Source organism: Lentzea sp., from assembly GCF_035525475.1.
Taxonomy (GTDB): domain Bacteria; phylum Actinomycetota; class Actinomycetes; order Mycobacteriales; family Pseudonocardiaceae; genus Lentzea.
The window spans coordinates 23,396-46,874 of record NZ_DATLEC010000106.1; the positions used below are offsets into that span (position 1 = coordinate 23,396).

Sequence of the window (23,479 nt, forward strand, 5' to 3'; positions counted from 1 at the left end):
AGAGCAGTCGTTCGCTGCCGGTCAAGCACGGCCCCCTGGGTCAACGACCCTCCAGGTTACCGTCCTCGCCGTTGTAGACGTTCCCGTGGACCTTGCCGATCTGGAACAGGGTCCCTCTCACGTCGCCGCTGACCCTGTTCGAGATGTGATCCCCGCCGCCTCCGGACCGCCCTCGATCCGCCGCGCGTTCGAGGCGTTTCCGGACGATCGCGTACAGGCCGCGCCGGACCCGCGGGGCCACCTCCGCCTTGATCGACAAGGTCGTCTGGTCAGGCACGGGACACCTCCGCGGGGTCATTCGGGACCTCACGATAACAGCGAAATCGACGTCTCGACTGAGGGCGGGGAGCCGTGGTTGACTGTTGGAGGTCGTACGTTTCGTGTTCGTGGATTACCCCGCTCGCGAGACGAGGTCGCGGGTGAGCGGGTTCTCCACGTTCGGGGGAAGCCGCTGCTGGTGACTTGACCCGGTGGTCGCGAGCGCGATCCGGCACGCGTTGGAGGAGAAGTAGCAAGATGGCAGTACAGGGCACCGTCAAGTGGTTCAACGCGGAGAAGGGCTTCGGCTTCATCTCCCCTGACAACGGTGGCGCCGACGTGTTCGTCCACTACTCTGAGATCCAGATGAACGGCTACAAGGCTCTCGAGGAGAACCAGCGGGTCGAGTTCGAGATCGGTCAGGGCCAGAAGGGCCCGCAGGCCCAGGGCGTTCGCGCCGTCTGAGTCCGGCTGGTCAGCACATCTGATCTGTCATCCGAAGCCGTCTGTCCGGTAGTGGACAGGCGGCTTCGGTGCGTCTTGTGCTCCTTCGGAGCAGATCAGTAGCTTCGCGGCATGGGGAGACTGCTCGTAGCCGCTCTGTTGCTCTTCGTGGCCGGGTGCTCCGGCGGCTCCGAGGCGGTGCCGGGCGGCGGGAGCAAGATCGATGCTCTGCTCGCCAAGGCTCCCGTGTACTCGGGTGAGGTCACTCCGGGCTCGGCCGTCGACCGCATCAGGAAGCGCGGCAGGCTGGTCATCGGCGGCTCCCAGGACGCCCCGCTGCTCTCGCAGCTCGACCCGGTCAGCGGCGAGCTCACCGGCTTCGACGCCTACCTCGGCGAGCTCCTCGCCCACTACGTCGTCGGCAGGCCGGAGACCGAGCTGCTCAGCGCGACCTCCGAGACGCGCGAACCGCTGCTGGCCAACGGCACCGTCGACGTGATCATCCAGACCTACACGATCACGCCCGCGCGGAGGGAACGCGTGTCGTTCGCCGGGCCGTACTACCAGTCGGGCCAGTCGATCGCGGTGCGCAAGGGCACGTCCGGCATCGCCAAGCCCGCCGATCTGGCCGGCCGGACCGTGATCGCCGGCGCGAACACCCCGGCGATCGCCGCGATCAGGCAGGCGGCGCCGACCGCGGAGATCGTCGAGTTCGGCTCCGACCCCGAGTGCCTGACCGCGCTCAAGCAGGGCCGCGGCGAGGCCTACGTGCAGGACCAGGCGATCCTGGTGGCCGACGCGTCGAAGGACGGCGAGCTGCAGCTCGTCGGCGAGCCGTTCACCGAGGACCCGTACGGCATCGGCATCAAGCACGGTGACGCGGAGTTCACGGAGTTCGTCGACGACTGGCTGCGCGAGATCGGCAAGTCCGGCCTGTGGCAGGAGGTCTGGAAGCAGACGATCGGCACCGTGGTCACCGGCGACGCGCCGGCGCCACCCGCGATCGCCTCATGAGCCTTGTCCTCGAAGGCTTTCTGAACACCGCCGCCCTGACCCTGCTGTCGTTCGCCGGGGCGTTGCTCGTCGGGCTCGTCGTCGCGGTGCTCAGGATCGTGCCCGTGCCGTTGTTGCGCGGGGTGGGCGCGGTCTACGTCGAGGTGTGGCGGAACATCCCGCTGCTGGCGTGGCTGGTGCTCTTCGTCTTCGGGTTGCCCGAGGTGGGCTTGAAGATGCCGTTGTTCTGGACGGCGTGCGTCGCGATCGCCCTGTACGAGGCCGCTTTCGTCGCGGAGGCGGTGCGGTCGGGCGTGAGCTCGGTGGCGGCAGGGCAGGGGGAGGCCGCGCGGGCGCTGGGGCTGTCGTTCCGGCAGTCGCTGCGGCACGTGATCTTGCCCCAGGCCTCCCGGCGGGTCGTGCAGCCGCTGGCGAACATCGCGATCGCGCTGACGATGGCGACGGCGCTGGCCGGTGTCGTCGGCGTCGTGGACATGACCCGTGCGGCGCAACGGATCAACCTGGAGCTCGCCCAGCCGTTGCTGGTCTTCACCGGTGCCGGGCTCTGCTACCTGGTGATGGCCGCGGGCATCGGGGCCGGGGCGCGGGCGCTGGAACGGCGGTGGGCCTGATGTTCGACGCTCCCGGTCCCCGTGCCCGCCGCCGCGTCTTCTGGGTGTCGGTGGTGTCCGCTCTCGTGCTGGCCGGTCTGGTGGCGCTGGGGTTGCGGCAGTTCGCGGCCGGAGGGCAGCTGGACGCGGTCCGCTGGAGGCCGTACCTGACCTGGCCCGTGTGGCGTTATCTGCTCCAGGGCCTGTGGTCGACGGTGGTGGCGGCGTTCGCGACGGGCGTGCTGGCGATGGCCGGAGGGCTGCTGCTCGCGTTGCGGCCCAACCGGTTCACGCGCGCTTACGCCGAGGTCATGCGCACGGTCCCGGTGCTGCTGCTCGTGTACGTGATGCTGTTCGTGCTGCCGTCGTTCGGCGTGAACCTGCCCTTGTTCTGGAAGCTCGTGGTGCCGCTGGCCTTGTCGCACGCGGCTTCCTACGCGGTGGTCTTCCGGGCGGGTGTGGAGTCCGTCGATCCCGGCCAGCGCGAGGCGGGGCTATCGCTGGGCATGACGGACGGGGTGGTGACGCGGTTCGTGGTGCTGCCACAGGCCGTGCGGCACATGACGCCGTTGCTCGTGACCCAGGCCGTCAGCCTGTTGAAGGACACCTCGCTGGGGTATGTCGTGTCCTACACGGAGTTGTTGTTCAACGGACGGGTGCTCGCGAACTACAACGGTCTGCTGATCCAGACGTTCATCGTCGTCGCGTTCGTCTACCTCGTGGTCAACCTGGCGCTGTCCCGGTTGGCGCACCGGCTGGAGGCTTCCCGTGCCCGCACTGCTCGCTGAGGTCACCCGGTCCGGCTTCGTCGAGAGCCTGCACCACGGCAGCGTCGTCGGACTGCTGCCTTCCGGTGAGATCGGTGTCTCCGCGGGGGCCGTCGAGGACCCGGTGCTGCCGCGGTCGTGCATGAAACCGTTCCAGGCGCTGGCCTGCCTGTCCGCCGGCGCACCGCTCCAAGGACCCGCGCTGGCGATCGCGGCCGGGTCGCACACGGGGGAGGACCGGCATGTCGAGCTGGTGGCGCAGCTGCTCGGCGGGCTGTCGGAGGGGCTGTTGCGGTGTCCTGTCTCGTGGCCGGAGGACGAGCAGACGCGGCAACGGCTGACCGAACCGTCGCAGGTGCGGATGAACTGCTCCGGCAAGCACGCGGCGATGCTGGCGGCGTGCGTGGCGGCGCGGTGGCCCACGCAAACCTACCTGGAGCCCTCACACCCGTTGCAGCAGCTGGTGTTGCGTACGCTCGAGGAACTGTCAGGTGAGACCGTCGCGCACACGGCGATCGACGGTTGTGGTGCTCCGGTGTACGGGTTGTCGTTGCACGGCTTGGCGCGCGCGATGCAGGGGTTGGTGCGCACGCCCGTTGCCGAGGCCATGCGCCGTTTTCCCGAGTACGTCGGGGGAACGGGGCACGTGAACACCGTCGTGATGCAGCTGCTGCCGGACGTGGTGGCCAAGGGCGGCGCCGAGGGCGTGCTCGTGCTGGCGACGGCGGCCGGGCACGCGGTCGCGGTGAAGGTGCTCGACGGCAACCCCCGTGCCACCACGGCGATCGGGCTCGCGGCGCTGGCCGCGCTGGGGTTCGACGTGTCGCCCGCGAAGGAGCACCTGTCCGTGCCGGTGCTGGGCGGCGGACGGGTCGTCGGTCAGGTCCGGGTGGTGTTCCCCGACTAGAATTCCGGGGGCACGTCGAGCATGCCGAGCTGCGCCATCACGGTCGCGGTGTCGCCGTAGACCCGTTGGCAGACCAGGACGTCCTTGTCGAACAGGAAGAAACCGGCCATCCTCACCTTGAACGTCCTGCCGGTCACCTGCTCACCGGTGAGGCTGCCGAGGTGGGTGCCCTCGAGCTCGAACTCGACGATCACGGCGTCGTCGGCGTGGTGGACGTCGACGACCTTGTTGCGCTGGTCGGGGAACGCCGCGCGGGTGCGCTGCCAGTACGCGCGGACCTCGTCCACCCCGTCGAGGACCTGACCGGAGGCCATGATCTCGTAGCGCGGATGGGGGAACGTGTTCAGGGAGGTGTCGAAGTCGTGGTCGTTCTGCGACTCCATGTGCTCCAAGACGATCGCTTCACGCAGCGCTCGGAGCGCCTTGGACTCGGTCATGCCGGCAGATCCTCCTACGTACGCCGTACGTCGCAGGGAAGCTACTCCACGTCACAGGGTCTTCGCCAGTGTCCACCAGCCGTGAACCGCTGACCCGTGACCGCATCGTGGACGCGGCGGTGCGGTTGATCGAACGCGAGGGCGTGGAGGCCGTCTCGATGAGGCGCCTGGCCGCCGAGCTGGGCGCGGGCACGATGTCGCTGTACAACCACGTGCCGAACAAGGCCGTGCTGGTGGACCTCGCGGCCGAGCGGATCATGGCGGAAGCCCGCCCGTACCACGTCGACAGCGACGACTGGCGCGACCACATCAGGGCGCACGCGCGGGCCGTGCGGGAGCTTGCGCGGCGGCACCCCCGCGCGTTCGTGATGCTGGCGACGCGGCGGCTGAGCAGCGACGCCGGGTTCCGCACGATCGAGGCGGCACTGGCGAACCTCGACCGCGCGGGCTTCCGCGGCGAGGTGGCCGTCGGGATGATGCGGGCGATGGTGTCGTACCTGCTGGGGACGGTGATGCGGGAGGTCGCGACCTCGCCAGGGCTCGGCGGGATCGCGTTGTCGCCCTACGAAGGCGTCGACGCGGCGGCGTTCCCGTTGTCCGCCGGGGTGATCGACGAGCTCGGGACCTACGACCACGACCAGGAGTTCGAGTTCGGGCTCGAGCTCCTGATCGCGGCGCTGGAGCGCTTCCGGCCTAGCACGTGATCAACAGGTCACCCCAGTCGGCGTGGTCGTAGGCGTTGCCGTTGCCGCCGTCGGTGACGACCAGCCGGACGACGGTCGCCCGTGAGACGTCCGCCTCCAGCTTCCTCGCGGCGTCGGTGGCGGCGACCGGGCCGCTGTCGTGGACCAGCTTGCCGTCCGCCCACACCTCGTAGCTGACGAGGCTCGCCGGGTCGGCCTTCCTGTCGTCGATGCCGATGGTCGCGGTCACCTTCGAGCAGGCGCCGCCGGTGTAGTACTCGATCCGTGCGGGGGCATGGGTGCCGAGACCCTTCGCGAACACCTTGCCGCGAATGGTGATCGGGCCGCCGTCGCCGGCCGCCGTCTCGCCGTTGGTGGCGTCGGTCTCGACGGGACCCCAGCCGTTGGCACTGCGCAACCACCTCAGGTCGCTGACGAAGTTCTCGCCCTGCGGCGCCGCGCCCGGTACCAACGCCTCGACGGAGTGGTGTCTGGTCACCGGGTTGTTCTCGTGGGGGCTGTGGAAGGTGAACCTCGCGTCGACCGGGACGCGGCCTTCCCGCGCGGTGGCCGGAACGGTGACCTGCCAGGTGGTCGCGAACGCCTTCTGGCCGGGCAGAACGGCTCTGAAGCTCGGCGTGGTGGCCTTCACCGCCCACCCCGCGGGGACGTTCAGGCTCGCCTGGATCAAGGTGACCGGCAGGCGGCCGGAGTTGGTCACCGAGGTCGTGTAGGTGACGGACCTGCCGGGCTGCGCGATCGGCAGTGCGCCGGGGTAGAGGAGCTCGCCGGACGCGGCCGTGGCGACGGCCGGTGGGTAGCGGTGCCAGTCGTTCGCCGCGCTGACGCGGAACATGGCCGAACCGTGCGGGGGCAGTGCCGCGGCGAGCGAGCCCGCGGAGTGCGTGGTGGTCTTGGCCCACAGGTCGCGGACCCTGTAGCCGGTCGCCTTGCCCAGCCCGAGCTCCGCCGCGGTGACGGACGTGGTGGCCGGGTTGTCGTTCTCGTTGAACAGCAGGACGGCCTTGTCGCCGCCGCTGAGCGGCTTCACGAGCACGTGGACACCGCCCTCGTCGCGGATCACCTTGCCCTGGACGCCGAGCTCGTCCTGGTTGACGGCGATGACCTCGCGGTTCTCCAGGATCTCGAACGTCTCGGGCGTGACCTCGCGCAGGTCGGCGCCGATCAGCAGCGGTGCGGCCATGATCGACCAGAGGCTGAAGTGGCTGCGGTACTCGACGTCCGTCATGCCGCCGTTGCCGACCTCCAGCATGTCCGGGTCGTTCCAGTGGCCGGGGCCCGCGTGTGCGTCGAGCTCCATGTTGCGCTTGGCGATCGACAGCATGGAGCCCCAGTCGTCGCTGATGTCACCGGTGGTGCGCCACAGGTGGCCGACGTCCCGCGCCCACTCCCACGGCTTGTTCTCGCCCCACTCGCAGATGCTGAACACGATCTCGCGACCGGTGGCTTCCAGGGCGTCGCGCATCTTGGTGTAGCGGTACTTCGCGTCGACGCCCTGGTTGTTGCAGTTGTCGTACTTGAGGTAGTCGACGCCCCAGCTCGCGAACAGCCTGGCGTCCTGCTCCTCGTGACCGAGGCCGCCGGGGAAGCCGTTGCTCGCGCACGTCTTGGTGCCGGCGCTGGTGTAGATGCCGAACTTGAGGCCCTTGCCGTGCACGTAGTCGGCGAGGTGCTTGATGCCGTGGGGGAAACGCGCCGGGTCGGGGACGAGGTCGCCCTTGTCGTCGCGTTCGGGCAGGGCCCAGCAGTCGTCGATGTTGACGTACTCGTAGCCGGCGTCCTTCAGGCCCCTGCCGACGAAGATGTCGGCGATGCCCTTGACCATGTCCTCGTCGAAGTCGTCGCGGCAGTGCGTGCTGTTCCAGTTGTTGAAGCCCATCGGCGGCGTGAGGGCGAGGCCGTCGTCCTTCGCCACGTGCTGGGCCTGGGCCGGTGACACGAGAACACCGGCGGTGATGAGGGCTGCTACCGCTGCTGTGCGCCACTTCGATCTGCGTTGATCCACGGGCACGCGCTCCTCGTGACAAGGGGACTCGTCGGGGCGGCGGCGGTCGTGCTCAAGACAGAACAGGTTCGAACACGATCAGACACATCGAAACGTCCGGTTCGGGTGGGCGTCAAGAGGCCAAGGGGTTCTCCCGACGCCCACCCGAGGTCAGGGGCGCATCTCGTACTGGCCGGAGAGCTGCGCGACCTGCTGCCAGACGGCGTCGAAACGGGCCTGGTCGACGTGCGGCTTGCGGATCTGCGCCAGTGCCCACCGCTGCTGGGCCTCGGTGCTGCTCGCCTTGCCGTGCAACGCGGTCGCGTAGCCGGCGAAGTCGCGGACCAGGACGTCGAAGATCTGGTCGAGCACCGCGTCGTCGGTGCCGGTGGTTTTGGCCTGCTCGAGCACCAGTTGGCCGTAGACGACCAGGGTGAAGAGGTGGCCGAGGTTCAGCAGGAAGTCGAGGTCCTTCTGCTGGGTCTCGTCGGGCGCGGCGGTGGTGAGAAGGGTCCTGATCGCCGCGGCCTGCTCGTGGAACAGCGCCACGTTGGGCAGGTGGGCGTGCTCGGCGTAGATCGGCTCCCAGTCGTGGAACTGGATCTTGCCGAGGCCGCGCGCGGGACCCTGGTGCCAGAAGAAGCCGTCGTCCGCGGCGTCGTGGCGCGGGGGGACTTCCTCGTAGGCCTTGGGGTTGAAGAAGTAGTTCGGCATGAACTTCAGCACCAGCGCGAGGTTCACGTGCACGGTGCCCTCGAGCTTGGGCAGCGCGCGGATGTCGGCGGTGGCGCGGGTGAAGTACGTGTCCTTCTCGAAGCCCTTGGCGGCGATGACGTCCCAGAGCAGGTCGATGACGTGCTCGCCCTCGCTCGTCACCTTCATCTTGGTGATGGGGTTGAAGAGGAGGTAGCGGCGGTCGTTCTCGTTCGCGCTGCGGAAGTAGTCGACGCTGCGGTCCGCGAAGAGCTTCATCGCGGCGAGGCGGGCGTACGCGTCGACGAAGTTCTGGCGCACGTGCGGGAAGTCCGTGACCGGGTTGCCGTAGAGGATCCGGTTGTGGGCGTGGGTGATCGCCTCGTGGAACGAGTGCTCGCAGATGCCGATGCTGGCGGTGCAGAGGTTGAACTTGCCGACGTTGACGGTGTTCAGCGCGGCGGAGAAGGCCTCGGGGCCGCGGTGGAGGACGTCGGCGTCGGTGAGGGGGTAGTCCTCGAGGCGGAACTCGCTGACGAACATCTGGCTGTCGACGACGTTCTTGACCAGCTTGAAGTTCTCGTGCCGGCTGTCGACGGCGAAGAAGAGGTACTCGTCGCCGATCCTGCCGAAGACGCTGACCATGCCGGCGACGTTGCCGTTGCCGATGTAGTACTTGCTGCCGTTGGCCCGGTAACCGTCGTCGGTCTTCGTGACGATCATGTCGGTGCTGTAGACGTCGGCGCCGTGCTCCTTCTCGGAGAGGCCGAACGCGAACACCGCGCCGCTGTCGAGCAGCGCCGCCGCCTTCTGCCTGGCCTCCTCGTTGCCGCTCATCCAGATCGGACCGAGGCCGAGGACCGTGACCTGCCAGGCGTACCAGTACTGCAGCCCGTAGAAGCCGAGCACCTCGCTGAACGCGGCGTTGCGGGCGGCGTCCCAGCGCTTGGTGCCGTCGACCGACTGCGGCGTGCAGAAGGTGGCGAAGAGCTTCTCCCGCTTCACGAAGTCGAGGAACTCCGTGTACCAGACCCTGTCCTGCGCGTCGGCGATGAGCTGCCGCTTGCCGCGGGCCTCGAACCAGTCGACGGTCGCCCTGAGCAGGCGGCGGGTCTCGTCGTCGAGGTGGGCTGGGTCGTAGTGGTTCGGGTCGAGCAGCACTGGCGCCTCCTTGCGTCTCTCCTTCGGACGCTACCAGCCGGTAACTTGTGGGTCTACGTGGGGTTTCTCCCGTCCGCCTAAATTGTCAGACCCCCGGCGTAACGTGCTCCGCGTCACATCTTCTGGCGGGAGGTCTCGGTGAGATGACGGTGGTCGTGGCGATAGGGACGCGCAAGGGTCTGTGGCTGGCGCGCAGTGAGGACCGGGTGACGTGGGAGGTCGACGGACCGCACCACGCCATGCAGGAGGTGTACGCGGTCGCGTTCGACACCCGCGCCGGCGTGCGGCTGCTGGCGGGCGTGGCTTCACCGCACTTCGGTCCCGGAGTGTCCATCTCGGACGACCTCGGCGCGTCGTGGGAGGAGTCCTCGTCGTCACCGATCGCGTTCCCGGTGCAGGACGCGGCTCTCGAACGCGTGTGGCAGCTCCAGCCGGCCCCGGCCTCGCAACCGGGCGTGGTCTGGGCGGGCACCCAGCCGTCGGCGCTGTTCAGGTCGTCCGACGGCGGGCGCTCGTTCGAGTTCGTCGAGGGCCTGTGGAACCACCCGCACCGCCCGGAGTGGGAGGCGGGCTTCGGCGGCCAGGCCGTCCACACCATCGTCCCCGACCCGGTCGACCCGGACCGCCTGCTCGTGGCGATGTCGACCGGCGGCGTCTACCGCACGGCCGACGGCGGCAAGTCCTGGGAGGCCCGCAACAAGGGCATCAAGGCGTACTTCCTCCCCGACCCGTGGCCGGAGTTCGGCCAGTGCGTCCACAAGGTGGCCCAGCACCCGTCCTCGCCGTCGCGCTTCTACGCCCAGAACCACCACGGCGTATACCGCAGCGACGACGGCGGCGACACCTGGCAGTCCATCGCGGAAGGCCTGCCGACCGACTTCGGCTTCGCCATGGTCGTCCACCCGCACGACCCGGACACGATCTTCACGTTCCCGATCGAGGCAGACGGCCGCCGCTTCCCGCCGGAGGGCAGGTGCCGCGTCTACCGCTCGCAGGACGCGGGCGCCACGTGGCAGGCCCTGGGCGCGGGCCTGCCGGACGACTTCTGGACAGCCGTGATGCGCGACGCCATGTGCACCGACGACGCCTCCGTGCCCGGCGTCTACTTCGGCTCCCGCTCGGGCGAGGTCTACGCGAGCCCCGACGAGGGCGAGACCTGGCACCGGGTAGCGGCCCACCTGCCGGACGTGATGTCGGTGCGAGCGGCGGTGATCCCCACGTGAAGGTGACGGTCCTGATCCCCGGCGTCCTGCGCACGGCCACCGACGGCGCCTCCCACGTGGACGTCGACGTCCCCGAGCCGGCCACCCTGGGCGCGGCCCTCGACGTCCTGGCCGGCACCTACCCGGGCCTGGACCGCCGCCTGCGCGACGAACGCGCGGTCCTGCGCCGCTACGTGAACTTCTACGTCAACGGCGAGGAGTGCCGCCGCCTCTCCGGCCCGGCCACCCCGCTACCGGCGGACGCCGAGATCCAGATCCTGCCCTCGGTGGCAGGGGGCTGACGGGCCTGGGGCCGGGGTGCGCCGACCGGGGATGACGGCGCACCCCCGGTCCGGGCTTCGCCGCCATCCCCGGTCGGCACAGCCCGGCGGACAGGCTGCGGGCGGGCCGCTCTGGGGGGATGGGCGCGACTCGGCCGAGCCGCGGTGTGGCCTCCACGGCCTGACGCGGTCTGGGCGCTGCTGTCCGGTGCTCGGCCGCCTGTCCCTTGGCCTGCCCCGGAGCCTCGAGCGCTGGCCCCGTCGTCCAAGTCCGGCGGTCACGCCCCGGCCCCGACTCGCCCCGCCCACCCCGGCCCCGACTCGCCTTGCCCCGACTCGCCTTGCCCCGACTCGCCTTGCCCCGACTCGCCTTGCCCCGCTTCGCCCCGCTTCGCCCCGCTTCGCCCCGCTTCGCCCCGGCTCACCCCGCCCACCCCGGCCTCGACTCGCCCTGCCCCGCTTCGCCCCGACTGAGCGCCTCAGTTCGGCCGCCCACTCCTCAGTCGCCTCGTCCCCACATCTCCGCTCACCCGCCCCAAGCCGACCGGAGCCTCTCCCGGGCTCAGCAGTTCGCGAAGTCGTCGAGCAGGCCAGAAGCCACCTCCACGTCGGGGCTGAGCTGCCGATCGGCCATGTCCGGGTTCAGCTTCGCCTCCGCCGCCTCGAAGGCCGCCCGCAGAGCAGGCGTCTCCGGCACGATCCCGCGCAGCCGCAAAGCCCGCACCGCCGCCACCACCTCGCAGGCCAGCACCAGCCGGAACGCGCTCAGCGACCGCAACGCCTGCGACGCCGACTGGAACGCGAAGCTCGAGTTCTCCTCCTGCCCACGCGAGACGACGGCGTTGCCGATGCTCGCGGGTTCGGCCGAGGTCCGGACCTCGGCCAGGGCGGAGTTGGCGCTGTACTCGAGGATCATCACGCCCGAGCTGCCGGGCACGCCCTCCGCGAGGAACGGGCGCAGGCCGGTGAAGTTCGGCTCGACCAGGGTCGCCAGGCGGGCCGTCGACAGGTGGCCGGTGTGCAGCATCGACAGGCGCAGCCGGTCCAGGGCCTGGCCCAGGTACGCGCTATGGAAGGCGCCGTGGTGGTAGGCGGCGTCGTCCGACGGCCCGAAGTGGTCGGCGACGATCAGCGGGTTCTCGGCGGCGGCGTTGAACTCCACGTCCAGGACCCGGCCCAGGTCGGTGGCGGCGTCCACGGCCGGGCCGTGGATCTGCGGGAAGCAGCGGTAGCCGAACGGGTCCTGGATGCGCGCCGGTGGGCGTGAGTGTCCGGCCAGCAGGCGGCGCATCTCAGCGGCCACCGCGACCTGGCCCGGGTGGGGGCGGCCGAGGTGCACGCGTTCGTCGTAGGCCTCGACGGCGCCGTCGACGGCCAGGAACGACAGGGCGGCCACCACGTGCGTGGCCTTCAGGAGCTGGTGGGCGTCCTGCCAGGCCAGGCCCGCCATGCCGATGGTCAGGGCGTTGCTGCTGATCAACGCCAGCGCGTCGCCCGAGTCGAGCTCGATCGGGTCCGGGGTCTGCGTGGAGCCGAGCCAGTAGCGCTCGCCGAGCAGGGTCAGGCCCGTCTCGGCCAGGGCGGTGAGGTCGCCAGTGCCGATGGCGCCGTACTCGTGGACGCCGGGGTAGCAGCTGCTGTTCAGGGCGGCGAGCAACGCGTCGGCGACGGCCGGGCGCACGCCCGCGCCGCCGGCGAGCAGCTGGTTGAGGCGCACGACCATCATGGCGCGCACCTGTTCCTCGGGGAGCATGCCGCCGAGGCCGCCGGCGTGGCTGCGCAGCAGGCGCAGGCCGTGCTCTGCCCAGCCCTCGGTGCTGATGATCTGGTCGCGGTTCGCGCCGACGCCGGTCGTGCGGCCGTAGACCTGTCGTCGCACCACGAGTCGTTGACTGGCCTGCCACGACGCGTCGAGGCGTGCGAGCCCGTCGGCGTGCAGGGACACCGGAGCGTGGTACCTCGCCACGCGCACCACGTCGTCGGCGCCGAGGGACTGACCGTCCAGCACGACAGGGGAGTCTTCGACCATGGCGCCAATGTGAGCACATAGGGTTCAGAGGTGCTCGTACTGCATGGCCTCTGCACGACCGATGGCGTCCTTGCGCTGTGGGCCGAGGATGCCAGGCTGCCCGCACGCAGCGAGAGCACTCGTCGGGACGCACCGCATCCGTTCGCCGCGACGGCCGAATCGCTGGCCGAAGCGCTCGGGGTGGAGAGCGTCAAAACGACCACACGGGCGTTGTTGCTGCCGTCGTTCACCTCGGGACCGATGGCGTCGCCGGAGCTGGTGCGCGACCCGTTGACGGCGGGACGGGCGCAGCGCGGCAAGGTGCAGCTGCGGCAGTGGGGTGTTCCCACGGTCCGTCTCGAAGGCACGGTGGAGCGCGGCGCCGAAGTGCGGCTGAGCGACTCCGCGCGGTTCGTGTTCGACGTCGCGGGATTCGCCGCCGATCTCGTCGACCGCGGTCGCGTGCTGCCGTCGATCGCGCCGGACCAGGCCATCGCGCGGTGGGTGCCGGTGTTGTCGGGAACGGACTCGGCGCGGTTCGCGGCGTTGCAGACCGCGATGCCGCCCGCCTGCCGCTGCGAGGAGATCGCCGGCGACCCGGCCGAGCTGGTGCGCGCGGCGTTGACGACCGCTGTCGACGAGCGGGTGCGGAGCCGGTTGGCCGGCACGGATCTCGCGCCGACACGGCGTGGCCGCGTCACGACGGCGGAAGCGTGGCTCGCCGCGCTCACCGGAGAGCCCGCGTTCGACGCGGACCCGGTGGAGCTCTACGAACTGCGCGAACGGCTCGACCGGTGGCGGGACAGCGCCGGCAACGAGAGCCCGGTGCGCACGTGCTTCCGGCTGCGCTCGCCGGAACAGCGCGACGAGGAGGAGTGGGCCGTCGAGTTCCTGCTGCAGGCAGTCGACGAACCGAGCGTTCTGGTGCCCGCGCAGCAGGTCTGGTTCGCGGACGACGGCGTGTTGCGGCGCTGGATCCCCGCGCCGCAGGAACACCTGCTGGCCGATCTCGGCCGCGCGAGCAAACTGCACCCCGACCTCGACGAGGCGTTGCGCGGCTCGCACCCCGCCGAGATGGAGGTCAGCACGGAGGGCGCGTACCGGTTCCTGACCGCCGCGCCGGTGCTGGCGCAGGCCGGGTTCGGCGTGCTGCTGCCGTCGTGGTGGCAGCAGCGGACGAAGCTGGGGCTGAAGCTCACGACGAAGAGCCGCGGCACGGCCGGAACCGTCGCCAAGGAGAGCGAGATCGGCTTGAAGTCCATCGTGGACTACAGGTGGGAGCTCTCCCTCGGCGAGGACACGCTCACCGACGCCGAACTGGCCGAGCTGGCCAGGGCGAAGGTGCCGCTGGTGAAGGTGCGCGGCCAGTGGGTGCAGGTCGACCAGAAGCGCCTCGCCGCGGGCCTCGCGTTCCTCAAGCGCGGCGGCGGGCAGATGACCGCCGCCGAGGTGATGCTCCACAGCGGACTCACCGAGGAGGACGAGAGCCTGCCGCTCCCGCTGACCTCCGTCGAGGCCGACGGCTGGCTCGGAGACCTGTTGTCCGGCAAGGCGGACGAGCAGATGGAACCCGTCGAGCCGCCCGCGAGCTTCGGCGCTCAGCTGCGCCCGTACCAGCAACGCGGCCTGGCGTGGCTCGCGTTCCTCGACAAGATCGGCCTGGGCGCCTGCCTGGCCGACGACATGGGGCTCGGCAAGACCGTCCAGCTGCTGGCACTCGAAGCGCTGAACCGCGCGCACGGCAAACGCCCGCCGACGTTGCTGGTCTGCCCGATGTCGGTCGTCGGCAACTGGCAGCGCGAAGCCGCCCGCTTCACCCCTGACCTCTCGGTGCACGTGCACCACGGCGCCGACCGCCTCGACGGCGACGCCTTGCGCGAGGCCGTCGAGAGCCACGACCTCGTGCTCACCACGTACTCGCTGGCCGCCCGCGACGCCGACGCGCTCGGCGACCTCACCTGGGACCGCGTGGTGCTCGACGAGGCGCAGAACATCAAGAACAGCGCCACCCGCCAGTCCCAGGCCGTGCGGCAGCTCAAGGCGCGCCACCGCGTCGCGCTGACCGGCACGCCCGTCGAGAACCGCCTGGCCGAGCTGTGGTCGATCATGGACTTCGCCAACCCCGGCGTGCTCGGCACGATCAACACGTTCCGCGCCCGCTTCGCCGTTCCCGTCGAGCGCCACAACGACCAGGACGCCGCCGCCCGCCTGCGCAAGATCACGAATCCGTTCGTGCTGCGCCGTGTGAAGACCGACCCGCGCATCATCGACGACCTGCCGGACAAGGTCGAGATGCGCCAGCTCTGCACCCTCACCACCGAGCAGGCCTCGCTCTACCAGGCGGTCGTGAACGACATGCTGGAGAAGATCGAGGAAGCGGAGGGCATCGGACGCAAGGGCCTGGTGCTCGCGACCATGTCGAAGCTCAAGCAGGTCTGCAACCACCCGGCGCACTTCCTCGGCGACGGATCGCGCGTCGCCGGCCGCTCCGGCAAGCTCGCACGGCTGGAGGAGGTGCTGGAGGAGGTGCTCGCCGAGGGCGACAAGGCGTTGTGCTTCACGCAGTTCACCGAGTTCGGCAGCATGCTCGTGCCCTACCTCGCCGCCCGCTTCGACACCGAGGTGATGTTCCTGCACGGCGGCACGAGCAGGGCCTCCCGCGACCGCATGGTCGAGCGCTTCCAGGACACCAAGGGCCCGAAGCTCTTCCTGTTGTCGCTCAAGGCGGGCGGCACCGGCCTCAACCTCACCGCGGCCAACCACGTGATCCACCTGGACCGCTGGTGGAACCCGGCCGTCGAGGACCAGGCGACCGACCGCGCGTTCCGCATCGGCCAACGCCGCAACGTGCAGGTGCGCAAGTTCGTCTGCATCGGCACGCTGGAGGAACGCATCGACGCGATGATCGAGGAGAAGCGCGCGCTGGCCCAGCTCGTCGTCGGCGCGGGCGAGAACTGGCTCACCGACCTGTCCACCTCCCAGCTGCGCGACCTGCTGACGCTGTCCGGGGAGGCCATCGGTGAGTGAGCACTGGTCCGGCGAAGGCCCCCGCTACGGCAAGACCATCAAGGTCGACAACGGCATCAAGGCCAAGAGCAAGCGCGGCGACATCGGCGCCACCTGGTGGTCGCGCCGCTTCATCGAGGTGCTCGAGTCGTTCGGCATGGGCGGCCGTCTGACCCGCGGCCGCAACTACGCGCGCCAAGGTCAGGTGTTGTCGCTGTCGTTGTCCACCAGCATGGTGATCGCGCTGGTGCAGGGCTCGCGCCCCACGCCGTACAAGACGCGGATCGCGATCAAGTCGTTCACCAACCCGGAGTGGCAGCGCGTCGAGCACGCCCTGGCCGGCAAGGCCCTGTACGCGGCCAAGCTGCTGGCTGGTGAGATGCCGGGCGACATCGAGACGTTGTTCGCCTCGCTGGGCCTGCGGCTCTTCCCGTCCACGCAGCGCGAGCTGACGATGGACTGCACCTGCCCGGACTGGGAGGTGCCCTGCAAACACCTCGCCGCCACCTGCTACCTGCTCGCCGAGTCGTTCGACAACGACCCGTTCGAGATCCTCGCCTGGCGCGGCCGAAGCCGTGAGGAGCTGCTCGACCGCCTCCGCACGCTGCGCGGCACCACCCGCACCGCGGTGGTGAGGGAGGAGGCGCCGCCGTTGACCCGGTGCCTGGACACGTTCTGGCAGAAGCAGACCGCGACGAGCCTGACCCTCGGCGACCCCACCGCCGCTGTCCGGCTCGACGCCGTGCTCGACGAGCTCGACGCCGTACCGATCACCGTCGGACGCGAGGACCTGGCCTCCCTGCTGCGCCCGGCGTACCTGTCGTTGTCGCCGGAACAGGGTTCCGAGGACGCCTAGGACACGACCGGACCCCGCCGCACCGGCCCGCGTCGGCTCGGCCGGGCTGCGCAGGCGAGGTCGTGCTTGCCGACGCGCCAGGAGCGTCGCTGTGCGGAAAAGGTGGGTACGGGCGGTTGGGGGACCGCCCGTACCCGGCTCGGGTGGTCAGTGGTGGATCTTGGACTTCGAGCGCTCGGCGAGGACGCTCACCGCCGCTCCCGCGAGGCCGACCTGGAGGGCCAGCTCGATCCAGTCGATGCCCGACGTGTCGGCCACGCCGAGGACCGTGGCCACCGCTGTGCCCACCAGGGCGGCGGCGATGCCCACCAGGATCGTGGCCAGCAGGGAGATGTGTTGCCTGCCCGGGATCACCAGGCGGCCCAGACCGCCGATGGCGGCGCCGAAGAGCAGTGCGGTGAACAGGCCTTCGATTTCCACGGTTCTCCCCCTGGTACTGCGGTGGTTGCTCGTCAGTCCAGGGTCTGCCGAACCCGCGCGCGGCGAATCAGGTCTTACCCTGAGCGGCCCCTGAGTTCGTCCCCAGCAGGGTCGCGCCCGTCGCGGACAGCTCGCGGCCGGGGACGTCCGGGTCGCAGCCCACCTTGGCGAGGCGGGCGCGGATGGCCGTGGTGGAGCGCTGCATGGTCTCGGCCAGGGACCTGACCAGGGTGGGAGCGGCGTCTTCTGAGGCGGTGAGCCAGGCGGTGCGCAGATCGGCGTCGAGGGCTTCTGTCCAGGGCTGGTTGGCGTTCGCGTGGCGGGACGGGCGGGGGCGCAGGCGGGTGTGGGCGGTCAGGACGCGGGCCATGAGTCTGCCGACCGTGGCGCCGCCCTCGACCGGCATGCGCAGCCGCCCGTCCGCGATCACCTCGCCGGAGTCGAGCGACCCCAGCAGGTCCAGCACCAGGGACTCCCCGGAGTCCGTCGTCGCGCTCAGCCGGTAGTTGACCTCGCCGAGCTTCATCTCGTTGTAGAAGGTGGATGTCATGGGATCGACGTTAGGGAGGGGGTCTGACGGTTTTCCCCAGGCGAGGTCACCGGAGGGCCTTGTGGTGCGGGGAGTTCACCCGAAGGGGTGGAGGGCTACCCCGAGGTCACCGAGCTGCGGCCCGTTCCGATGTCCGCGACGTCCGCCGCCGCACGCCCGGCACCCCAGCCCGCCGCCGAACGCACCGTCACGCGTGAGGTGCGCGTGCGCGTGAACATCTCCTCGAACAACGTGTCCACGGCCTTCTTGCGGTCCGCCAGGACCGGCAGCAACCGCTCGTCCGTGATGTCCGGGAGGTCGTCGGGGACCTCGGGGACGGCCTCCAGCCGCTCGCCGATCCGCGAGGCGAAGGCCACCAGGAACGCCTTCCGGAACGGGCGCGAGCGCGCCTCGCTGCCCTTCCCGGCCCGCCCGCCGGCCGCCACCATCGCCCGCGTCGCCTGCACCAGCAACGACGTCGACAGCAGCTCGACGCTCTCCAGATCCACCTCGTCGCCCACCAGCGCGACGAACCCGAACCCGTCGTAGGCCACCGCCCGCGAGCGGAAGGCGGACGCCACGACGTGCACCAGCTGCGACTTCTCCTTGAAGTAGCTCTTGTCCAGCCACACGCGCCGCGAGGTCGCCTGCGCCGGCAGGTCCGAGTCGAGCATCGCCCGTTCGAGCGCGTGCCGGTTCATCAGCTCCTGCGCCTTGGCCGACAACGCCTCCGCCTCCTCGGCGAACGACGTCGACTCCGCCTTCGCGAGCAGCCCGCGCACCCGGTTGAGCACCTTCGGGTCCACGCCCGCGCGCACGGCCGACATCAGGGCGTCGCCCGGCAACGGCAGGATGCGCGGCAACGAGGGCAACCGTCCGAGGAACTTCAGCAGGTCGGCGGCTGTGCGGGCCGCGTACGCCGGCGTCTCGATGTGGCGGGTCGCCCACGCCTCCAGCAGCGGCCCCTCCCACCACACGGAGGCGCCGATCTCGTCGAGCTGACGCCGCCAGCGCGGGTGCACGGTCGACTCCGGATGAGGCGAACAGGACAAAGCGATCACGTCCACCGCGAGGGAGGTGGCCGACTCGTCGAGTGAACGCGACACGATCTCGCGAACGTCGTAGGGCAGCCAGCCCTGCTGCCAGAGCTTGTCGACCGCTTTCACCAGTTCCACGCGAGGAAGTATGAGACGTCCGCCATGTGCACAGCCCGGGGACCACCTGGTAGACACGGGATGTGATCGAGCTCCAGTTCCGCGGCCGGACCGTCGTCCGCGACCACGCGCTGGTGATGGCGATCATCAACCGCACCCCGGACTCGTTCTACGACAAGGGCGCCACCTACGCCGAGGACGTCGCGATGGAGGCCGTCCACCGCGTCGTCGACGAGGGCGCGGACATCGTCGACATCGGCGGTGTGAAGGCGGGCCCCGGCGACCTCGTCGACTCCGGTGAGGAAGTGCGCCGCGTGGTGCCGTTCATCGCCCGCGTGCGCGACGCGTACCCGGACCTGGTCATCAGCAGCGACACGTGGCGCGCGGACGTCGGCCGGCTCGCCTGCGAGGCCGGTGCCGACCTGCTCAACGACACGTGGGCGGGCGCGGACCCGCAGCTGGCCGAGGTGGCCGCGGAGTACGGCGCCGGCTACGTCTGCTCGCACACGGGCGGCGTGAAGCCCCGCACGCGCCCGCACAGGGTCAGTTACCCGGACCTCGTGCAGGACGTCATCGCGGAGACGACCGCGCACGCGGAGAAGGTGGTCGCGCTCGGTGTGCCGCGCAAGGGCGTGCTGATCGACCCCACACACGACTTCGGCAAGAACACATGGCACAGCCTCGCGCTGGTGCGGCACACGGACGAGCTGGTGGCGACCGGGTGGCCGGTGCTGATGGCACTGTCCAACAAGGACTTCGTCGGGGAGACCCTCGGCGTGGAACTGCACGAACGCGTCGAGGGAACCCTCGTCGCGACTGCGATCGCGGCGTTGGCGGGCGCCGCGGTCTTCCGTGCCCACGAAGTGGCGCGGACCAGACGAGTACTCGAGTCCGTCGCTCGACTGTGAGCTGGAGGTATCAGGTGGACGACGTCTTCGCCCGGTTTTCGGATGACCGGTGGGACGACTTCCTCGACGAACTCGACAAGATCCGCGTGAGCGTGGTGGATCCCGCGGAACGGCAGCAGATCAAGGCGACCGCGCGCCGTGACGCCAAGGAGGCGCCCGGCCAGCCGTTGCTCGTGAGGATGGCCCTCGCGGATCACTACCTGAACCTGCTCGCCATCGGCGTGTGGGCGGGCGATGAGAGCTGGCGCGCGGACCTGCGCGACCTGGTTGTCTCTCTCGTGCCCGCGGACGACGAGACACGTGACGACGCGCTGGTGAGCTCCGTCATCGCCGTGGTGCTCGCACAGTTGCTGCAGGACGCACGGCTGCGTGGTGGTTCCGAGGCCGACGTCATCGCACGGTCGGCGTGGGAGAAGGCTCAGGAGTGGTCGGCCTACGCGGAGGACCGCTACGTCGAACGGCTCCTGCACGCCTCCACGGAAGCAGGCGCACGCGTTGTGACGGCCTCAGAGGTCCAGGAGGTCGTCGAACTGGCCACGGCCGCCGCGGACGACCAGCACGCCGAAACCCTCGCCGCACTGGAGGCTGAGGGCCTCTCGGCGGAGGTCATGAACGGCGTATGGGTCGTGGACGGCGACTTCCGCAACCCCGTGCGTGCGGCGGCGCGCGCGATCACCCTCACGGGATACGGGTGCGTCCTCGCGCGCAACATCCGGTCATCGGCCGTGATGCTGTGGCACGAGAACACGCTCGCCATGGCGGACTCGAAGGTGCCGCGCTGGCGCGTCTACCCGATCCTCGCGCCCGTTACGCCGCAATCGAAGTTTTCGGGAGGTGAAGGCCTGCCGTTCACCCGCGAGACACACCCGCTGGCACCTGCACCGGAAGTCGTGCGCCGGTTGGCCGACGCCGTTGGTGTCAACCTGCCTCATCTGCTGGCTGCATTGCGGTGAAAGGGTGATCTTTGACTTTCCGCAACCTCGACTCGTTATCTTGGTGTCATGCCCAGATTTGCCGAGTTCGATGTGGAAGGCCTGAGAAAATCCAGCGCCGTAGCGGACTTTCCCTGGTCAGAGACGTGGGTCACGTTGATCCGCGTCGATGCCAAGGGAGTTGTCCGGCAAGCGAAGTCGTTGACCGAAAAAGTTTCTTTGCTGACCGTCGCGTCGGACAAGGACCTCGTCATCGCTTCCTGCCCGGAGATTTACGCCGTCGACGACCTGTCGGCGGCGCGTGCCGCCGTCAAGGCTTCGGTCGCACGCGAAATGATGCCAAGCCTCGGATGAATGCCTCCCTCCACTCGGGCTCAGCGGCGAGCGCGAGTTCAGGGAAACGCCGAAGGAGCGTTCCGAACGCGATCTCGCCCTCGATGCGAGCCAGCCTCGCCCCCACGCAGTAGTGGATCCCACGACCGAACGTGACGTGTGGGTCTCGGCCCGGCTGCAGCACGTCCGGGTCGGAAAACCGTGAAGGATCCCGGTTCGCCGCTCCAAGTGAGACGGTGATCTGCGAAGATCGCGGAATTGTGACCCCTCCGATCTCCACGTCGGTGGTCGCCACGCGGGAGATCCCCAGTGCGAACGGCCCGTCGGAGCGCAGGAGCTCCTCGACGGCGTCCGGAACCATGATCGGGTCGTTGATCAGCATCCGTTTCGCGGCGGGTTCGGAGCGTCGCGGGGCTCGGTGATGACATCGTCACCGGGCTCTTTGGTGTCCAGGAGATTGGTGCGCAACGACTCCGCTGCGTCGGTGGACGTGGCGGAGCGGTTCGAGAAGGCGGGCTTCCTGCTGACCGCCGCCGAAGCCGCCGCGGCGTCGGGCAACCGCGCGTTGTTCACGCGGCCGGCCTGTGCTCGCATTAGTCCTAACGGATGACAAGGGATAACGGAAAGCACGGATGCGAACGACAGCTCCGGCATGGGCAACGGGTACGCGGTCGTCGACGTCGAGACCACCGGACTTTCACCTGGTCACCACCACCGGGTGATCGAGGTCGCCGTCGTTCACGTGGACGAGTCCGGCCGCCGGACCGACGAGTGGTGCACGCTTGTCAACCCGAGGCGTGATCTCGGTGCCCAGCACGTGCACGGCATCAGCGCCGCGGAGGTCCGCCGCGCGCCCGACTTCGCCGGCATCGCGGGCGAGCTCGCCGCACGGCTGTCCGGCCGGGTCCTCGTCGCGCACAACCTGTCGTTCGACCTGCGCTTCCTGCAAGCCGAGTTCGCGCGGCTGGGACACGAGCTCTCCGCGAATTCCGGGCTGTGCACGATGGAACTCTCCGGCCGGTTCCTGGGCGCGTCGTCACGTTCGCTCGCCGCGTGTTGTTCAGTGGCCAACGTGCCGATGGGCACCGCGCACTCCGCGCTGCACGACGCGCGTGCGTCCGCTGGTCTGCTCGTGCGCTGCCTTGATCGCGTCGGGTACGTCGAACCCGCGCATCTGACAGTGCCGCACACCGCGAACACGTATGCCGTGCAACGCAGTAACGCGCACGGCTCGGAGCAGCATTTCTTGGCGAAGCTCGTGCAACTGCTGCCACGCGCGCAGAACTCATCCGGCGACGAGTACCTCGACGTGCTGGATCGGGCGTTGGTCGACCGCCACCTCTCGTCGGAGGAACAGGAAGAGCTGCTCGACGTGGCTCGCGCCCTCGACCTGGGCATGCCGGAGGTGATGGAGCTGCACCGCGGCTACCTCTCCGCCCTGGCCGACGCCGCCTGGGAGGACGGCCGGGTGACCGCGGACGAGGAGGCCGACCTGCGGCTGGTCGCGTCGTTGATCGGCGTGGACGTCGCCGGGGTGCTGACCAGGTCAGTCCAGCTCTCCCTCGGCGATCTGGTCGTCTTCACCGGCGAGATGCGCGAGCCGCGAGACGTGTGGGAGAGCAGGGCGTCGTCCGCCGGGCTGACGGTGAAGGGCGGTGTCACCAAGCGGACCGCGCTGGTGATCGCGGCGGACCCGGACTCCATGTCGGGCAAGGCGGACAAGGCGCGCACGTACGGGATCCCGATCGTGTCGGAGAACCTGTTCGCAGGGCTGCTTGGCGAGCTCACGGGAGGTGCGCGGTGATCGGACACTTCGTGTTGCAGAGCCACGGGGACGCGGTCGTGTTGTGGCACGTGAACGCTGACGGCGTGAACACCGGCGCATGGATCGTGCCCGCCGATGAAGCGTTCACCGATCCCACGGCCGCACGGCGCCTGGTCGACCTGTGCGCCGACCGTCTGCTGACTGGGTGGGCACCATCGCTCGACCTCGTGCGGAAGCTCGAAGCAGTCGCGGGCACGTCTCCTCGGCGCTGGGTGACGATGGCGATTCCCGAGGCGTTGGCGGAGATCGGGGAGATTCGGGCCGCCTGTGAGAAGCGGGTCGAGGAACGGCGCGCGGAGAATGCCTCGATCGTGCCGTTGGAGTGGCCGGTCGACCTGCCCGATCCGTTGCCGGTGACGGAGGAGGAGATGCACGGGTACGCGAACCTCCAGCCTCCGGCGTTCGATCCGGGCGCCGCGGCGGGGGTGTTGCTGACGTGCCGGCTGGTGCGGTGGACGGTGCGGCGGTGGCAGGAGACGGCGGTGGCGTTGGAGCGGCGGTCGTACCTGAGGGACGAGGTCGAGGCGCCGGATGTGCTTCCGCCGCAATGGCTTCTGGCGATGACGGAGGCGATGGCCGACCACCCGGCGCTGCGCCGGCGGCGTGTGGCGGGTGCCGCGTGAACGACGTGAGGCGGGTGGCCGAGCTGATCCAGGAGCGCAACCGCGTCGACGCCGCGCTGTCCGCTTGCATCGGACGGCCGGCGTTGACCGGGCACCTCGGCGACTGGATCGCGGCCCAGGTCTTCGGGATCGAGCTGGAGAAGGGGGCCAGGGGCGTCGACGGCAGGCTTGCCGACGGCCGGACCGTGAACGTCAGGTGGAACCTCCGGCGCGAGAGCCTGCTGGACCTGAAGGAGGACGGGCCGGATCTCCACCTCGTGCTGACCGGGCCCAAGGCGTCCGCCGTCAGCTCGAAGGGCACGGCGAGCCCGATGGTCATCGACGCCGTGTACCTGTTCGATGCCGCCGCAGTCGTGGGTGAGCTACGCGCGCGTGGGCGCAAGATCGGCGTGGCGTCCAGCGTGCGCGAGGAGTTGTGGGAGGCCGCGGAGATCTACCCGCGG

General features: G+C 69.8%; 26 protein-coding genes. 17 read left to right on the forward strand and 9 right to left on the reverse strand.

Translation table 11 applies throughout. The features are described from left to right. Positions 1 to 40: 40 nt before the first annotated feature. Positions 41 to 277 carry a hypothetical protein gene (locus tag VM306_RS18890; RefSeq protein WP_325516685.1) on the reverse strand — a complete coding sequence of 79 codons (237 nt, stop codon included), beginning with the start codon at positions 275 to 277 and terminating at the stop codon, positions 41 to 43. 239 nt (positions 278 to 516) lie between these two features. Here VM306_RS18890 and VM306_RS18895 point away from each other — a divergent pair, with 239 nt between their 5' ends. The 5 genes from VM306_RS18895 to VM306_RS18915 all read left to right on the forward strand — a co-directional run bounded on the left by VM306_RS18895 (position 517) and on the right by VM306_RS18915 (position 3,980). Then, positions 517 to 723, forward strand: a complete 207-nt coding sequence (locus tag VM306_RS18895; protein ID WP_030468404.1) for a cold-shock protein — start codon at positions 517 to 519, stop codon at positions 721 to 723. A 111-nt stretch (positions 724 to 834) separates the two neighbouring features. After that, positions 835 to 1,716 (forward strand): glutamate ABC transporter substrate-binding protein, encoded by an 882-nt coding sequence (locus VM306_RS18900; RefSeq protein WP_325516687.1) that lies wholly within the window; start codon positions 835 to 837, stop codon positions 1,714 to 1,716. Further along, positions 1,713 to 2,327, forward strand: coding sequence for an amino acid ABC transporter permease (locus VM306_RS18905; protein ID WP_325516689.1), 615 nt, complete (start codon positions 1,713 to 1,715; stop codon positions 2,325 to 2,327). Before VM306_RS18900 ends, VM306_RS18905 begins: the two co-directional genes overlap by 4 nt. Further along, a complete protein-coding gene (locus VM306_RS18910; protein WP_325516691.1) occupies positions 2,327 to 3,094 on the forward strand; it encodes an amino acid ABC transporter permease in 768 nt (255 codons plus the stop codon). The genes VM306_RS18905 and VM306_RS18910 overlap by 1 nt, the downstream gene beginning before the upstream one ends. Then, a complete protein-coding gene (locus VM306_RS18915) occupies positions 3,075 to 3,980 on the forward strand; it encodes an asparaginase (RefSeq protein ID WP_325516693.1) in 906 nt (301 codons plus the stop codon). Before VM306_RS18910 ends, VM306_RS18915 begins: the two co-directional genes overlap by 20 nt. On the opposite strand, the gene VM306_RS18920 is transcribed toward VM306_RS18915, so the two are convergent. Beyond that, entirely contained in the window at positions 3,977 to 4,417 is a 441-nt protein-coding gene (locus tag VM306_RS18920) for an ester cyclase (protein WP_325516695.1), read from the reverse strand. The genes VM306_RS18915 and VM306_RS18920 overlap by 4 nt on opposite strands. Positions 4,418 to 4,485: 68 nt before the next feature. Between VM306_RS18920 and VM306_RS18925 the strand changes: the two genes are divergently transcribed. Beyond that, positions 4,486 to 5,121 carry a TetR/AcrR family transcriptional regulator C-terminal domain-containing protein gene (locus tag VM306_RS18925; protein WP_325516697.1) on the forward strand — a complete coding sequence of 212 codons (636 nt, stop codon included), beginning with the start codon at positions 4,486 to 4,488 and terminating at the stop codon, positions 5,119 to 5,121. Here VM306_RS18925 and VM306_RS18930 read toward each other — a convergent pair. Together VM306_RS18930 and VM306_RS18935 are read right to left on the reverse strand one after the other, a co-directional pair. Continuing rightward, a complete protein-coding gene (locus tag VM306_RS18930; RefSeq protein WP_325516699.1) occupies positions 5,111 to 7,126 on the reverse strand; it encodes an NPCBM/NEW2 domain-containing protein in 2,016 nt (671 codons plus the stop codon). The genes VM306_RS18925 and VM306_RS18930 overlap by 11 nt on opposite strands. A 150-nt stretch (positions 7,127 to 7,276) precedes the next feature. Further along, positions 7,277 to 8,959, reverse strand: a complete 1,683-nt coding sequence (locus tag VM306_RS18935) for an acyl-CoA dehydrogenase (protein WP_325516701.1) — start codon at positions 8,957 to 8,959, stop codon at positions 7,277 to 7,279. A 143-nt stretch (positions 8,960 to 9,102) separates the two neighbouring features. Here VM306_RS18935 and VM306_RS18940 point away from each other — a divergent pair, with 143 nt between their 5' ends. Together VM306_RS18940 and VM306_RS18945 are read left to right on the forward strand one after the other, a co-directional pair. Next, positions 9,103 to 10,182: an exo-alpha-sialidase gene (locus tag VM306_RS18940; RefSeq protein ID WP_325516703.1), complete on the forward strand. Its 1,080-nt coding sequence runs from the start codon at positions 9,103 to 9,105 to the stop codon at positions 10,180 to 10,182. Further along, complete coding sequence (locus tag VM306_RS18945) at positions 10,179 to 10,463, forward strand: MoaD/ThiS family protein (protein WP_325516705.1); 285 nt, start codon at positions 10,179 to 10,181, stop codon at positions 10,461 to 10,463. The genes VM306_RS18940 and VM306_RS18945 overlap by 4 nt, the downstream gene beginning before the upstream one ends. A 541-nt stretch (positions 10,464 to 11,004) precedes the next feature. Here VM306_RS18945 and VM306_RS18950 read toward each other — a convergent pair. Next, positions 11,005 to 12,471, reverse strand: coding sequence for an aromatic amino acid ammonia-lyase (locus VM306_RS18950; RefSeq protein WP_325516707.1), 1,467 nt, complete (start codon positions 12,469 to 12,471; stop codon positions 11,005 to 11,007). Between the two features lie 30 nt (positions 12,472 to 12,501). Here VM306_RS18950 and VM306_RS18955 point away from each other — a divergent pair, with 30 nt between their 5' ends. Both VM306_RS18955 and VM306_RS18960 read left to right on the forward strand, forming a co-directional pair. Next, entirely contained in the window at positions 12,502 to 15,477 is a 2,976-nt protein-coding gene (locus tag VM306_RS18955) for a DEAD/DEAH box helicase (RefSeq protein ID WP_325516709.1), read from the forward strand. After that, positions 15,470 to 16,312 (forward strand): SWIM zinc finger family protein, encoded by an 843-nt coding sequence (locus tag VM306_RS18960; RefSeq protein WP_325516711.1) that lies wholly within the window; start codon positions 15,470 to 15,472, stop codon positions 16,310 to 16,312. Before VM306_RS18955 ends, VM306_RS18960 begins: the two co-directional genes overlap by 8 nt. A 147-nt stretch (positions 16,313 to 16,459) precedes the next feature. Here the strand turns inward: VM306_RS18960 and VM306_RS18965 are convergent, their stop codons facing one another. The 3 genes from VM306_RS18965 to VM306_RS18975 all read right to left on the reverse strand — a co-directional run bounded on the left by VM306_RS18965 (position 16,460) and on the right by VM306_RS18975 (position 18,436). Further along, positions 16,460 to 16,732 (reverse strand): GlsB/YeaQ/YmgE family stress response membrane protein, encoded by a 273-nt coding sequence (locus VM306_RS18965; RefSeq protein ID WP_325516713.1) that lies wholly within the window; start codon positions 16,730 to 16,732, stop codon positions 16,460 to 16,462. A 67-nt stretch (positions 16,733 to 16,799) separates the two neighbouring features. After that, positions 16,800 to 17,282 (reverse strand): hypothetical protein, encoded by a 483-nt coding sequence (locus tag VM306_RS18970; RefSeq protein ID WP_325516715.1) that lies wholly within the window; start codon positions 17,280 to 17,282, stop codon positions 16,800 to 16,802. 95 nt (positions 17,283 to 17,377) lie between these two features. Then, positions 17,378 to 18,436, reverse strand: a complete 1,059-nt coding sequence (locus VM306_RS18975; RefSeq protein ID WP_325516717.1) for a DUF2786 domain-containing protein — start codon at positions 18,434 to 18,436, stop codon at positions 17,378 to 17,380. A gap of 62 nt (positions 18,437 to 18,498) precedes the next feature. On the opposite strand from VM306_RS18975, the gene folP reads away from it, so the two are divergent. From folP to VM306_RS18990, 3 genes are read left to right on the forward strand one after another with little or no spacing between them, the layout of a single operon-like run. After that, a complete protein-coding gene (folP, locus tag VM306_RS18980; protein ID WP_325516719.1) occupies positions 18,499 to 19,323 on the forward strand; it encodes a dihydropteroate synthase in 825 nt (274 codons plus the stop codon). A 14-nt stretch (positions 19,324 to 19,337) separates the two neighbouring features. Further along, entirely contained in the window at positions 19,338 to 20,276 is a 939-nt protein-coding gene (locus VM306_RS18985) for a hypothetical protein (protein WP_325516721.1), read from the forward strand. Between the two features lie 48 nt (positions 20,277 to 20,324). Further along, a complete protein-coding gene (locus VM306_RS18990) occupies positions 20,325 to 20,609 on the forward strand; it encodes a hypothetical protein (protein WP_089922056.1) in 285 nt (94 codons plus the stop codon). Here VM306_RS18990 and VM306_RS18995 read toward each other — a convergent pair. Further along, positions 20,566 to 20,970 (reverse strand): cytochrome P450, encoded by a 405-nt coding sequence (locus VM306_RS18995; protein ID WP_325516725.1) that lies wholly within the window; start codon positions 20,968 to 20,970, stop codon positions 20,566 to 20,568. The two genes, VM306_RS18990 and VM306_RS18995, sit on opposite strands and share 44 nt — an antisense overlap. Positions 20,971 to 21,048: 78 nt before the next feature. On the opposite strand from VM306_RS18995, the gene VM306_RS19000 reads away from it, so the two are divergent. The 4 genes from VM306_RS19000 to VM306_RS19015 all read left to right on the forward strand — a co-directional run. Next, positions 21,049 to 21,198: a hypothetical protein gene (locus VM306_RS19000; protein WP_325516727.1), complete on the forward strand. Its 150-nt coding sequence runs from the start codon at positions 21,049 to 21,051 to the stop codon at positions 21,196 to 21,198. 42 nt (positions 21,199 to 21,240) lie between these two features. Then, entirely contained in the window at positions 21,241 to 22,392 is a 1,152-nt protein-coding gene (locus tag VM306_RS19005) for an exonuclease domain-containing protein (RefSeq protein ID WP_325516730.1), read from the forward strand. Further along, positions 22,389 to 23,036 (forward strand): DUF6218 family protein, encoded by a 648-nt coding sequence (locus tag VM306_RS19010; RefSeq protein ID WP_325516733.1) that lies wholly within the window; start codon positions 22,389 to 22,391, stop codon positions 23,034 to 23,036. The genes VM306_RS19005 and VM306_RS19010 overlap by 4 nt, the downstream gene beginning before the upstream one ends. Beyond that, positions 23,033 to 23,479: hypothetical protein (locus VM306_RS19015; RefSeq protein WP_325516736.1), on the forward strand; the 447-nt coding region annotated here is incomplete at its 3' end. The genes VM306_RS19010 and VM306_RS19015, both read left to right, overlap by 4 nt.